This window comes from Desmonostoc muscorum LEGE 12446 (assembly GCF_015207005.2).
GTDB classification, from domain to species: domain Bacteria; phylum Cyanobacteriota; class Cyanobacteriia; order Cyanobacteriales; family Nostocaceae; genus Nostoc; species Nostoc muscorum.
Window position 1 is genome coordinate 3,714,769 of record NZ_JADEXS020000001.1, and the last position, 12,950, is coordinate 3,727,718.

Below are 12,950 nucleotides of genomic sequence, written 5' to 3' on the forward strand. Positions count from 1 at the left end.
GCCTAAAGGGTTTCGACGGCTTACAGAAACAAGCTGGAAACGAATTGCCCTGAGGCAAGGCTTCCTAAGTTCCAAGGAAAGGAAGCCAACCTACCCTTACGGGAAACTACTCCCGAAGTTGTATTGAGCCGAGGAAGCCGACCCACAGACAACTCTGGGCGTTTTTTGGACTTCTCACTGCACGATGCTCTCAGAGTTAGCCTGGGTTTAAATCCCTTCATCTAACCAAACTTAGAAAGTACGCCTGATTAAGATTTAGCCTTGCTAGGTAATTACGCGACGGTTTTTGAGAAGCTGGGTTTGGAGAACTCTCCATGCTGCCCAAAGCGCTATGCAGGGGAGCCACTGCGGTCTTGGGGTCTCCCCAAGTAGAGCAAGTGGCGTCTAAACCACAGGTGTTTGATTGTCTAGATTGAAGGTAATTTTACGCCATTAGACTCTGATTTTTAACTAGGAGGAACTGCTGGTAAACCCAATTTTTCCACACGTAGAATCGGTAACAATTAGGTGAGCAGCTTAATAAGCAGTGAGGGCGAACCTTATCTTCATTATTGTAGATTTAGAGCGCACTTCCAGAAAATAGTTCTAGACATTATGTTGGGTAATTAGTATAGCATTACAGACCAGACTACCCAGGTAAGTTGGCACTCGCCAACAATTTCCTCAAAAAAGAGCTACTGCTACAATTGGGACACGGGGCAAAGCAAGAATATTACTTTAGGGCATGGGGCATAGGGCATAGGGCATTGGGTATGGGAAGGGGTGGGAGGAGTGGGAAGCTTTTTTATAATCTCCCTCATCTCCCTCATCTCCCTCATCTCCCTCATCTCCCCCCGCCCCACTCCCCCCTCCCCACTCCCCTTTAGATTGGTAACAGTATTATGTTGGCTCAATTCCAGAGCTTGTATCCCAACGGCAATCTGATTTCTGAATTAATCCAAATTTTTCAAGGAAAATATATTGTCCGGGCAAGCGTACAAATTGAAGGTGTAACCCGTGCTACCGGTATGGCAGCAGCAGAAACAATAGAAGCAGCAGAAGACGAAGCCAGAACCAGGGCGTTGATGGTTTTGGGAATCACTAATGCGCCACAGCAATCAATTTCTCAGGCACAGCTAAATCCTTCCTCGAACACCAAATCAGGATTGAGTGAGTCTACTTATTCACCTACAAAAAATGAGGATTTTGTTGCTGGTCAGTGGTCAACTGTCACCGACAGAGAAATATCCATGCCGTCTTCCAGACAACGGAACATCAAACTAGAACCAGTAACAACTGAAAATTTACATGCACCAGCGGCGACCAGCAGAATAGAACTCACAACTGACACGCCAAGCACAACCGATACCTACAGCGAAGATTTAGGGCAACAGTTTGCTTTGACTGCTAACCGACAGCTAGAATTTGATCCTCCAGTGGAAAACTCAGAAACGATCTATGGTAATCAGATAGAAAATCAAAGCTTTCCAGGAATTTCTGCTAGTAATGTCACACCATTTACACCTCGGAACTATAATCCCCAAGAGGATGCAGTCCCGCAAATAAGTACAGGCAAGAGAAAGAAAAAAGCTGAACCCGTAGATTTATCCGATGTAATTGCCAAAACAGATGTCGAACTTCAGCGTTTAGGCTGGACACCAGACCAGGGGAGGGAACATCTGATTAAAACCTATGGCAAGCGGGGGCGTACTTTGCTGACTGAAGAAGAATTGCACGGATTTCTTAAATACCTCCAATCTCAGCCAGACCCATTAGCAGGATTTTGATTTCCAACTGGTAAATCAAGTTTTGAACTTCTAAATCAAGTTTTGGACTTCTAAATCAAGTTTTGGACTTCTAAATCAGGTTTTGAACTTCTAAATCAAGTTTTGGACTTCTAAATCAGGTTTTGAACTTCTAAATCAAGTTTTGGACTTCTAAATCAGGTTTTCAAGTCAAATAACCCCTCTTCAGTTATGAAGAGGGGTTATTTTTAGGGTTTAAGGGAAGTGAAAGTGGTAAATCATCATTTACCAATCGTGACTATTAATGAAGAACAGCAACTGCTGGACGGCTACCAGCCGCATGGCGGTCAATCACTTGGTCAATCAAGCCATATTCTTTAGCTTCTTCTGGCGACATGAAAAAGTCGCGTTCAGTATCTTCAGCAATGCGCTCAATTGGTTGACTAGTATGTTCAGCTAAATACTCATTTAACCGCCGCTTGTGGTAGAGAATTTCCCGCGCCTGAATTTCAATATCAGTCGCCTGTCCTTGAGCGCCGCCTAGAGGTTGGTGAATCATAATCCGAGAATGAGGTAGACTCATCCGCTTACCCTTAGCACCAGCGCTGAGGAGGAAAGCACCCATACTCGCCGCCAACCCAGTACAAATGGTACAAACATCAGGGCGAATGTGTTTCATGGTGTCAAAAATACCCATGCCAGCCGTCACCGAACCACCGGGAGAATTGATGTACATATAAATGTCTTTCTCCGAGTCTTCAGCATCCAAATACAGCAGTTGGGCAACAATCAAGTTAGCAATGTTGTTGTCAACTTGTTGTCCCAAAAAGATGATGCGCTCACGCAACAGCCGTGAGTAGATGTCAAAGGCGCGTTCACCTCGACCCGATTGTTCAATAACGATAGGAATCATGGAAGCGTGTTTGTGGCTATATTAAATACATTTTATCGATGAGAACGGGAAACTGGAGTTTATCTCTGTTGTTCTCTGGCAGATAAGAAATAGAATTCTAACCCTTTTGATCGCTAGTTGCACTCAGGGCACTTTTTAACAGCAAAAGGTGTCTAAGAAAATATGCCCGTTTAGGGAAGAACAATCAAAAAACTCTGAGTGTTGCCAAGGTCATATCTCAACGTTTGCTGTATGACTTTGACGATGTGGTGATTAGACTGATAACCGAAATTCGACTTGCTTGGGGAATTCTGGTAAATGAAAGTAATATTTTAAACATTTTTTCAGAATTCCCCAGGGGAATTGTCAAATTATTTTTGTTAGATTCGGTAAATCGATAGTACGAGGTGTATTTAGAATAACCAGTCCGAATTTTAATGCTATCCATCTAGAGAGAGACGTGCCATGCGGGAAAAACTTGTACAAGCCGCCATCATCACCTTCTTGCTCCACCTGATAGCAGGACTTAGCCCAAATACTATAGCTCAGACAAAAACAGCATCACCAGCGCCCCAAACGTCAACAAATATCATCGTCAGTTTGCTATTGCGTACTTTTCAGTAAAAATATTTTACAAATTGGACAGGTGTAGGTGAACTTCAAGCTGCCGATACGCTTGGATTACCCTCAGGGCGTCTACGTTCCTCAGCCCAACCTACATCAGTTCTAGTTTTTAACCTTAACTGAACTGTATTTTTTCCTACCCAAAGGATAATCTTCTTGTAGGGTTTCTTTGTTATGTACATAGCAATCTAGACTAACACTCCTGGCAAGAGGGTAGACTGAGCAAAGAAGGCAACTCATTTGTATTTGATCATGACTAATCGCCTTGCTGAAGCTAAGAGCCTGTACCTCCGGAAACACGCCGAAAACCCGATTGACTGGTGGTCTTGGTGTGACGAAGCACTTGCAACTGCAAGGGTGCAAAATAAACCGATTTTTCTGTCCATTGGTTACTCTAGTTGCCACTGGTGTACTGTTATGGAAGGCGAGGCTTTTTCTGATCTAGCGATCGCCGATTACATGAATGCCAACTTTCTTCCCATTAAAGTAGATCGAGAAGAAAGACCTGACATCGATAGCATCTATATGCAAGCCTTGCAGATGATGAGCGGTCAAGGCGGTTGGCCTTTGAATGTCTTTCTATCCCCTGAGGATTTAGTGCCATTTTACGCTGGTACTTATTTTCCTGTAGACCAACGCTATGGTCGTCCTGGCTTTTTGCAAGTGTTGCAAGCACTACGCCGTTACTACGATACAGAAAAACAAGATTTACAGCAACGCAAAGCCCTAATTATTGAGTCGCTGCTTACGTCTGCGGTGTTGCAAGATGCGACAACAAACGAAATAGAAGACCGTGAATTACTCCGACAAGGTTGGGAAACCAGCACAGGTATAATTACTCCGAATCAAACTGGCAATAGCTTTCCGATGATTCCCTATGCAGAATTAGCACTGCGGGGAACTCGATTTAATTTTGAATCTCGGTATGATGGCGAGCAAGTTTGTACCCAGCGGGGACTAGACTTAGCACTGGGAGGGATTTATGACCATGTGGGCGGTGGGTTTCATCGCTATACTGTTGACCCGACTTGGACAGTACCCCACTTTGAAAAGATGCTCTACGACAATGGACAAATTGTGGAGTATTTAGCTGGTTTGTGGAGTGCAGGAATACAAGAGCCAGCTTTTGAAAGAGCGATCGCTGGTACCATAGAATGGCTAAAGCGGGAAATGACCGCGCCCGAAGGTTACTTCTATGCCTCTCAAGATGCCGACAGTTTCACTGAACCCACAGCAGTGGAACCAAAAGAAGGAGCCTTTTACGTCTGGAGTTACAGCGAACTACAACAACTGTTAACGCCTGAAGAACTCACGGAATTACAACAACAGTTTACGGTAAGTTCTAACGGTAACTTTGAAGGTAAGAATGTTTTACAAAGACGCCATGTCGGGCAACTGAGTGCAACACTGGAAACAGCACTGAGCAAATTATTTACAGTCCGCTATGGTGCTAGTCCTGAGTCACTTGAAACTTTTCCCCCTGCTCGCAACAACCAGGAAGCAAAAACCGCTAACTGGCCAGGTCGCATTCCGTCGGTGACAGATACGAAAATGATTGTGGCCTGGAATAGCTTGATGATTTCTGGTTTAGCTAGGGCTGCGGGGGTGTTGGGACAACCGCCATACTTGAAACTAGCAGCACAAGCAGCGAATTTCATTTTAGATAATCAATTTGTTGATGGGCGTTTCCACCGACTCAACTATCAAGGAGAACCAACAGTTTTAGCTCAGTCTGAAGACTACGCCTTTTTTATTAAAGCTCTCCTGGATTTACAAGCTGCCAACCCTGAGCATAAACAATGGTTAGAAAAAGCGATCGCCATTCAAGATGAATTTAACGAATTTCTCTGGAGTGTAGAATTAGGCGGTTATTATAACGCATCGAGCGATTCTAGTCAAAATCTAATTGTAAGAGAGCGGAGTTATGCGGATAACGCCACAGCATCAGCCAATGGAATTGCGATCGCTAACCTTGTACGTCTCGCCCTACTCACCGATAATCTACATTATTTAGATTTAGCGGAACTTGGTTTGAAAGCTTTTAGAAGTGTGATGCATCGCGCTCCTCAAGCTTGTCCCAGCTTGTTTACAGCCTTGGATTGGTATCGTAATTCTACGTTGATTCGCAGCACAACTGAGCAATTAAACTCTCTCGTCCCCAAGTTTCTGCCGAGTGCTGTCTTTGCTGTAGTCTCTGATTTACCAGAGGGAAGCGTTGGTTTAGTTTGCCAAGGTTTGAAGTGTCTGACACCAGCAGAAAGTGTAGACCAGTTATTGCAGCAAGTTCAGGAAAGTCAGAATAGGGGAGTAGGGAGTAGGGAGTAGAGAGTGGCTAAAGATGAAGAAGGTAGCACTGTTAGCTTTACTTGCTGCAAATTAACGGCAATTGTGCTGGCTGGGGGTAAGAGTTCTCGCATGGGTGAGGATAAAGCCCTGATTCCCATTCAAGGAGTGCCATTGTTGCAGCGGGTTTGTGAAATTGCCAAAGGCTGTGCTGATAGTGTTTATGTAGTAACTCCCTGGCCAGAACGCTATCAAGATTTGCTTTTACCTGGTTGTCAGTTTATCCAAGAACTGCCTATGTTTGGAGAATCTTTAGCCCACGGGCCTCTAGTTGGTTTTGCCCAAGGACTAGCCGAAGTACACACACAATGGGTGCTGTTGTTGGCTTGCGATTTGCCGAGATTGCGGGTTGAAGTTTTGCAAGAATGGGCAACTAGACTTGATAGCGTCGGGGATAATGCGATCGCAGCTTTAGCTCATCATCCCAAAGGCTGGGAACCTCTGTGTGGTTTCTATCGCCGTCGCTGTTTGCCGCAACTCCTGGATTTTATCAACCAAGGGGGGCGATCGTTTCAGGAGTGGTTGCGACAACATCCTGTGGAAGTTTTGCCTCTACTAGAACCGGAAATGCTGTTTAACTGTAATACACCAGAGGACTTGGCTTTAAGTTAATTCCAGCGAAAAATCCAAAATTTAGCAAAAATACAGCAGAATTCAGAATTCAGGACTAAAAGTGAAGTACAGATCGTTTTGAACCCAATTTTTCGGTAAGGGCACAACATTGTTGTGCCCCTACCTGTGTACTTCATTTACCTGAAAAACGCTATATCTTTTAAACAATACGAAAATCAGGAACTTCAGTTTGTAGATCAGCTAGGATTATTTTTCTTGATTTTTTATTGTTAATTGCGGATCTGGTATGCCTATTTACGGGTCTGATGCGATTAATTTTGACGGCGTGAATGGTCATCGCTATTGGTTTCACGAGCCTTTTTCTTATACTGGAGTAGCTGATATTGATGAACGATTAAGTGGCTTTCCCGTTGCTGTGTTTTTGCCACACAATCGGCCTGCACAGGATACTCCTTTGGTGATTGGTTTGCAAGGAATGAGCGCACCTTATGGGTGGAACGCTTTTATCGTATCGACGCTGACACAGATGGGCATAGCTGTAGCTTTGTTCGATACACCCTTAGCTGGTGAGCGTAGCTTGGTGCGTACTTTTACAGCTATGGTGGAAAATGAAATTAAACCTTTAGTTGACAGAGGTATCCCGTTCGATACTGAGTTACTATTGTGCTTATTTCGCAGGACTGCGGCTGATATTGCCAAAGTGCGTGACTTTTGTGGCGATCGCTATGGTTTAACTAATAATAGACTGGCATTATTCGGCGTCAGTATGGGAGTTTTGCAAGCCGCCTATGCCTTTACTGCTGACGGTATTGGCGAACGGCTATTAGGGACAATCGGTCATGCCGATCTCCAGTCTTTTGCCAAAAGTTGGGGCTACTTGGTTTTGCCAGATTTAGCAGCTTCACCCTTGGGTGGACTAGCAGAAGCACTGCTGGAACGAGTACAACCGAATGTGAAACCTGTAGTTAAGCTTTTACAATTAGCTAAAAATCTGAAATACCCTGATGAATATGCTCAGGCGTGCAACCCCATGACTTATATTCAGTTGGTACAGCCTCCGCGTCGAGTTCGCTTTTTGGTGGGTGCAAACGATCCGATTGTTAGTGTTAAAGATGCCCGCGCTTGTGCTGGGCGGTTTTTTGATGGCGATTGTTATGTTGTTCCTGGTATGGGACATGGGACGCACAAATGGGGTCTGTTATTTGTAGACCATGTGCGTTATTTTCTGGCGACACAATTGGGGGATTGGGGAGATGAGGGAGATGAGGGAGATGAGGGAGATGAGGGATAAGAATTAATAACCAGTCCCCAGTCCCCAGTCCCCAGTCCCCTTACCGATTACGACAAAATTTGCGATCGCTATCATTCTGAGGATATTGCCAAGAATAGGCAAAATGGCTAACTCCTTTGAGTTGGGGGGCAAATTGTCGGAGTGCTTGCATTTGCACTTCTAGGGGTGGACGATTACTGATAGGTTTTCCCCACCGACCAGCTAAAGCAGGGATGATCTGCGTACCTGGTTTTGCCATACTCAAAACCCGCTGCACTTGGGATACGATACAACTGACATTACCGCAAGTTCCATAAGACATGGGATGCCACTCCAGTGTGGTGGGAAACCGATCCCAAGGTTGCAAACGGGAATCGTACCCTTGTCCGACAGTTTGGTTACCATCAGGGAAAAACACCACTCCTGTGGGAATACCTTGTTGCTTTGCTGGGTAACTGGCGATGGTGACAAAATCTAGAATTCCTTGCATGGCATGAGCAACAGCCAGCTGCCACAACTCCCATTGTAAAAGTGGTTGTCTATCAGTTGCAGGCTGAATTGATTTTTCGGCTACTGGGGGAATGCGTCCTTGCCAGACAGGTTCGCCTTCTTGAGGATAAAGTTTATCAACTTCTGCTACGTCTCCAGCTGTGACATATCCCTTGCTCAAAAAGCGGCGAATTAAGTCCAGCCCTTTGTAATTCTGTGCCCGTTTAAATAAAGCTTCTTGAGTTGCGGGACTAAATAACCATAAGTCTGAGACTTTAGTGGCGATAGAATCGCTTCCCGCTTGTCGGGGATAGCGCACGTAATCCAGTAGCAAGCCATCTGGACGACGGCGTAAAACTTCCTGTACTAATTGGTAGTAGTCGCGTTTTGCTTGGGGGTTGTAGGGGTCGATAAATAGTTGAGAGCCGTTATCTACAACATATAAGCTCGTTTGACCTTTGCCATTGCGAGCGATCGCAGCTTCTCTATCTTTTCGCTGGGCGTAAGTATAGCCGAAATTGGTGGTAAACATCCAGGCGTAGACTTTCAAACCCCGTTGCCGAGCTTTTTGAATCGCTACAGACAGTAAATCGATATTTTCTGCTCCTGGAGTACGAATCACAGAAGGCCAAACCGTCGGGTTAGCAGTTGCTGGTAATAATACCTGCCCGTCGTAAAATACTTCTATATAAACTTGGTTATAGCCACCGTTAACAATCCGATCCATAACGCGATCGATTGTTCCTGGCTGAATGTCACAGGGATACAAGCGCAACCAAAGGGCTTGGATTTGTGGCCAAGTCCGAGTACGGCACTCCCGTAATTTCTGCGCTTGTTCTTGTAATATTTTTTGATATTGAGCCTGGGCATTTTGATTGCCTTTGAGGGCTGACAAACGTAAGTTTTCTTTTTCTTGCGCCGCCCCTGTTGATAACTGACAATACTGGGTTACTTGCGCCCTTGCTGGTTGGCTCCCAAAGCTGGAAAGTAACGAGCTACTACTGAAAAGTACAGCGAATAGGGGTCGCCAAAATAATGTTGATGTTGCAACGTTCAAAGGACGATTAAACATACCGACTAGTAGATGGACACAAAAATCAATTACTCTAACTCAAATCGATTTTAGATTTTGAATTTTGAATTTTGGATTCAAAGCCTTTGCTAGAAAGGTGTTCCAAGAATTTAAAACAATACTTCCTATGCAATTTTGTCTCAGATCGTGATGAGCCACTGGTATCAAATTATATAGTTGAGTAATCAGGGTTTCAAAACCTAATTTTTCAAGACTGGGAAACATTTATTTCTGTTGCCGTATTTTTTTTGTAAACACATAAATACATAAACTTGGATATAAAATATATGAATACAAAGCAAGTTTACCCTGATATCACGGAAAATCTACCTCTACCTGAGTTATGGTAAATTTGCCGAAATCAATAGGATTTTTCAAACTTAATATTAAAATTTTTAACTCAGACTAAGATTCAAGTTGAGAAGGTAGTCAAGAGTGGAGGCGGAGTGTCTCCGACTCCACTCATGATTGAAGAATCAAAACTTGAGACTGCTGACTCTTAATCATGGAATAGGTAGTAATTAAGAGTTAACCGCCACGCTTCAGCGCTGTTTCTACCAGCTCTAATTCCTTCTCTAAGCGATTTTTGAGTTTTTCGGGTACAGGACGATTAGGGTAAGAACTGTAGTGTCCAGCCAGGGAGTTGAGGGCCGTTCGCATAGTTGTAAACGAGCCAAGACCAGAAACAGAGTTAGCCCGCTGGTAGCGAGCTGAAAAGTCATTAATTTTTTGACGCACTTCTGCTTGAATTGCTGCTTTGTTTGGTGAATCTTGTGATAGTTCTATGGCTTGTCTCATGATATTGACCACTGCTAAAGTGTCTTGGCGATAATCGCCAGTCAAACTATCTGGACTGCCAGAACAACCCATCAAGCCGATAGATAAAACCAAAACGAGTGCAAGCAGACGCGACCAATAGCGCTTCATATGCATTAACTAAAAGAATACGTAAATCAACGTCCATCGTATCCTGGATTGGTATCTTGGGGATCAATTTTAGTGGGGAGTAGGGAGTGGGGAGATGGGGAGATGTGGGGACGCGGGGAGATGAATTAATAACCGATGCCCAATGCCCTATGCCCTATGCCCCATAACTCTTTGATAAAGAGTATCCCGTTGTTGGTAAGGTCGTCCTAAAGAAGCGATCGCACTTTGTAATGTTTCCACTTCCATACACGTACCGCCCAAGGCACCTGCCATTGTGGTGATGTGTTCTTCCATTAAGGTGCCACCGATATCGTTGCAACCCCAAACTAAGGCTTCTGTTGCACCTGCAAGTCCTAGTTTTACCCAACTCTGCTGATGGTTGGAAATCCAATTACCTAAGTAAATCCGCGCCACAGCCCCTAGCAGTAGTGCATCTTGCAAAACTGGTTGATCGCGTCCAACACGGCGACGTAAGGGTTTGGGTGCTTCTTGCCCAACGAAGGGTAATAAAATAAACTCTGTAATCCGTGCTGGATATCCCTGATTGATGGCAGTTTTTTGGAGCGATCGCAGTTTTTCTAAATGCCCAATTTGCTGTTCCTGGCTTTCAATATGCCCAGATAGCATGGTACTGGTGGTATGCAAGCCTAATTTATGAGCTGTGCTGACAATTTCTAACCAAGTGGCTGTATCAATCTTTTCTGGACATAATATCCGCCTGACTGTATCATCTAACACTTCCGCTGCTGTTCCTGGCATGGAGCCAACACCAGCATCTCGCAAAGCAGCAATCACATCAGCATATTCAAGTCCGTCAAGTCTGGCGATAAATTGCACTTCCTGGGGTGAGAAAGCGTGTAAATGTATCTGGGGAAATTCGTGTTTGATGGTTTCTACTAGTTTGAGGTAGTAGGGCAAAGATTTGCCGTTGATTTGTGCTTGTGGATTTAATCCCCCCTGCATACAGATTTCTGTCGCACCCCGTTGTACTCCATCTGTAGCCTTTTCTAAAATTTGCGCCCAATCTAACCAATATGCACCCGCATCACCATCATCTCGACGGAAAGCACAAAAACTACAGTGCTGTTCGCAAATATTAGTAAAGTTAATATTACGATTAATTACGTAGGTAACTGTATCACCTGCTTCTGCGTGGCGCAGCGTATCAGATGTATCACGTATTATGGCGATCGCCTCTGGCTCGGTTTGTTGTAACAACACTACCCCCTCTTCGGGAGATAAATCGTACCCCATCAAGGCACGCTCAATAATTTTTTCAACAGTAATTTTTGTCAGCATTACTTTCTTGATTTCTCAGTAAATTTTCATTTTAATATCTGGAAAATAATAAAAGTCTACTTAATAAATACACCAATTTATGGAGAATCCCAAGGAAACGCTATATAAAATTTAGCTGCTTTTTTCTTCTAGCCGCCACAACCTACTATACTGAAAAACATCGACTAGTTTGTATTTCTTCTCAAGCTCAGATCTAAATTTTTTAGAAGGATTATACAAAAATAGTTCGCTGGAACTATCAGGAATGTTTGGTATGCTTGCTTCAATTACCAATTGCATTTGCACTTTTTCATCTAGGAGATGACTGAGAGACATGAGATCGCCAATATTTAGGGAATAATTACTACTAATTAATAGTGGCTCATTAGTTTGATTGATGATGCGAGCTATTTGAGGGTTTGCATGGCTGCTTTTATTCCACCATGTCTCGGCTTGAGAACTGACGGCACAGGATACAATTCCACTGGAAATTACTACTACCATTACTAATTGCCAAAATTTGCGGGCTATTAACTTAGAAGAAATAATTTGAGTCGCCAGGAAGTAAGCAACAGCTAGCTGAATGTTTACATAACAGGGAGTTACATATCTAGGTCGCAGACTGACCTTACCTCCAATAATCAAATCAGGCAATATAAGAGCTAAAGCAGGTACTGCACTTAAGATAAAAACAAATAACCAAACTTGTTTTCCTGCTTGACGATAAACAAAGAAATATGAATATACTACCAAGATTAGTATTAAGGGAATTAAAAATCGGCCCAAGCGCAAAACTGGCAAATTCAAATCTGGAAAAAATGGTTCGTAGCGCCAAAAATCAGCAAATAAATAGCTAATATTACTAATCCAACCAGAAACCAAAACTGACAGAGATTGTTTGGTTTGAGCGCTGGCTGTTGTGCGCTCAATTTCAGACAAGCTATTAATAATAGTTAAAATCCAAGGAACAAAAGCTAAAAAGCCGGCGCTAGTTGCTATTAGATAAGCTTTAACGGTTTTAGTGAATCGAAAGCGTTCAACGGCAAATACATAAATTCCGTGGGCGATCGCCAGCAACCCAGAAAACAAAAAGGTGTACAATCCTAGTGCCACTGTTACTGCATAAATTCCCCAAAACTGCTTACTACCCAGCCTCATTGCTCGCAGCAGTGCAGCACTCCCTAGTAAAATAGTCACCATCCACAAACCGAACTCTCTTGCCTCTTGGGCGTACAGTACATGGAAGGGCGAGACTGTTAGAAGAGCTACGCTTATCCATGCCGTTAGGGATGACTGAAATAATTCTAAGGACAGCCAATAAATGCCAGGAAAAGCTAGCAGGCTAATTATGGCTGACAAATTTCTTGTAGTCGCTACTGAATTGCCAAAAAATTGCGTCCATAATCTAACCATCACATAATAAAGTGGAGGATGTTGAGCATCCTCCACTGCCAAAGAGTTGATTGTATTGATTAAACCTTTTTCAGAATTAGGCTGTTGATATTTTTGTATATCTCTAACAGCAAATACTTGCCCATTAAACATTTGTTGAACAAATTCTGTCTTAGTGTAACCAGAAACTCTTAATGAGGTATGAGCTTCATCGTGGGAATAGACTTTTCGATCCAGATAGGCGAAGCGAAAAAATATCCCTATTATTAACAAAATAATGATTAAAAATCGTAGCCAAATAGGAGGAAAATATTTTGCAAGTACTGATTGTCTGTTGAGCATAAATACCAGGCTTCAACAATTAAA

General features: G+C 43.4%; 10 protein-coding genes. 5 read left to right on the plus strand and 5 right to left on the minus strand.

Annotated elements, in window-relative coordinates:
* Positions 1-881 precede the first annotated feature (881 nt).
* A complete protein-coding gene (locus tag IQ276_RS15960; protein ID WP_193921305.1) occupies positions 882-1,766 on the plus strand; it encodes a slr1353 family protein in 885 nt (294 codons plus the stop codon).
* Between the two features lie 259 nt (positions 1,767-2,025).
* Here IQ276_RS15960 and clpP read toward each other — a convergent pair whose 3' ends face one another.
* Positions 2,026-2,637 carry an ATP-dependent Clp endopeptidase proteolytic subunit ClpP gene (gene clpP, locus IQ276_RS15965; RefSeq protein ID WP_073642597.1) on the minus strand — a complete coding sequence of 204 codons (612 nt, stop codon included), beginning with the start codon at positions 2,635-2,637 and terminating at the stop codon, positions 2,026-2,028.
* A 444-nt stretch (positions 2,638-3,081) separates the two neighbouring features.
* Here clpP and IQ276_RS15970 point away from each other — a divergent pair, with 444 nt between their 5' ends.
* The 4 genes from IQ276_RS15970 to IQ276_RS15985 all read left to right on the plus strand — a co-directional run bounded on the left by IQ276_RS15970 (position 3,082) and on the right by IQ276_RS15985 (position 7,447).
* Positions 3,082-3,240 carry a QAALIT motif small membrane protein gene (locus IQ276_RS15970; protein ID WP_190875654.1) on the plus strand — a complete coding sequence of 53 codons (159 nt, stop codon included), beginning with the start codon at positions 3,082-3,084 and terminating at the stop codon, positions 3,238-3,240.
* Between the two features lie 252 nt (positions 3,241-3,492).
* The gene (locus IQ276_RS15975) at positions 3,493-5,565 is read left to right on the plus strand and encodes a thioredoxin domain-containing protein (protein ID WP_193921307.1); all 2,073 of its coding nucleotides are present in this window, start codon (positions 3,493-3,495) and stop codon (positions 5,563-5,565) included.
* A gap of 3 nt (positions 5,566-5,568) precedes the next feature.
* Entirely contained in the window at positions 5,569-6,195 is a 627-nt protein-coding gene (locus IQ276_RS15980; RefSeq protein WP_309245597.1) for a molybdenum cofactor guanylyltransferase, read from the plus strand.
* A gap of 247 nt (positions 6,196-6,442) precedes the next feature.
* Complete coding sequence (locus tag IQ276_RS15985; RefSeq protein ID WP_235115705.1) at positions 6,443-7,447, plus strand: alpha/beta hydrolase family protein; 1,005 nt, start codon at positions 6,443-6,445, stop codon at positions 7,445-7,447.
* A gap of 40 nt (positions 7,448-7,487) precedes the next feature.
* Here IQ276_RS15985 and IQ276_RS15990 read toward each other — a convergent pair whose 3' ends face one another.
* From IQ276_RS15990 to IQ276_RS16005, 4 genes are all read right to left on the minus strand, one after another.
* The gene (locus IQ276_RS15990; RefSeq protein WP_193925199.1) at positions 7,488-8,987 is read right to left on the minus strand and encodes a family 10 glycosylhydrolase; all 1,500 of its coding nucleotides are present in this window, start codon (positions 8,985-8,987) and stop codon (positions 7,488-7,490) included.
* A 528-nt stretch (positions 8,988-9,515) separates the two neighbouring features.
* The gene (gene psb27 / locus IQ276_RS15995) at positions 9,516-9,920 is read right to left on the minus strand and encodes a photosystem II protein Psb27 (RefSeq protein ID WP_190875651.1); all 405 of its coding nucleotides are present in this window, start codon (positions 9,918-9,920) and stop codon (positions 9,516-9,518) included.
* Between the two features lie 141 nt (positions 9,921-10,061).
* Positions 10,062-11,213, minus strand: a complete 1,152-nt coding sequence (gene cofH / locus IQ276_RS16000; protein WP_373690538.1) for a 7,8-didemethyl-8-hydroxy-5-deazariboflavin synthase subunit CofH — start codon at positions 11,211-11,213, stop codon at positions 10,062-10,064.
* 111 nt (positions 11,214-11,324) lie between these two features.
* Positions 11,325-12,737, minus strand: a complete 1,413-nt coding sequence (locus IQ276_RS16005; RefSeq protein WP_235115706.1) for a glycosyltransferase family 39 protein — start codon at positions 12,735-12,737, stop codon at positions 11,325-11,327.
* Positions 12,738-12,950: the final 213 nt, after the last annotated feature.